The sequence below is a fragment of the Shewanella sp. AS16 genome (assembly GCF_021412365.1).
Taxonomy (GTDB): Bacteria; Pseudomonadota; Gammaproteobacteria; order Enterobacterales; family Shewanellaceae; genus Shewanella; species Shewanella salipaludis.
On the sequence record NZ_JAKCLK010000055.1, the window covers coordinates 1 to 437 of the forward strand.

Genomic DNA, 437 nt, shown 5'->3' on the forward strand with positions numbered 1-437 from the left:
GTTTTATCCCGGGAATGGTGTCACGCCACCACCACAGGTGACGTACCAGTCTGTGCCGGTGCCTAACCGGATACAGCGTAAGGTGTTTACCCGTAATGAGGGAAAACAGGGACCATCACTGCCGTACATTCCGTCAGGAAGTTTTGCGAAAGCCATGCTGATTGAAGGGGCGGATGCCAATGCCTCTGTCACCGGTAATGAATCCACGGTGCCGATGCAGCTGCGTATCACCGGCCTGGTGGAAATGCCGAACAGCAAGACGTATGACGCAACGGGATGTTTTGTGGGTCTGGAAGCCTGGGGGGATGTGTCCAGTGAGCGTGCCATTGTACGTACCCGCAATATCAGCTGCCTGAAGGACGGCAAAACTATTGATATGCCGATTAAGGGGCATGTCAGCTTCCGGGGTAAAAACGGTATCAAGGGCGAAGTGGTGA

1 protein-coding gene is annotated in these 437 nt (G+C 54.2%); it reads left to right on the plus strand.

Going from position 1 to position 437, the window contains the following annotated elements; genetic code table 11:
- Positions 1 to 82: 82 nt before the first annotated feature.
- On the plus strand, positions 83 to 437 hold a 355-nt coding region (locus LZP73_RS19300; RefSeq protein ID WP_442800764.1), incomplete at its 3' end, for a TrbI/VirB10 family protein.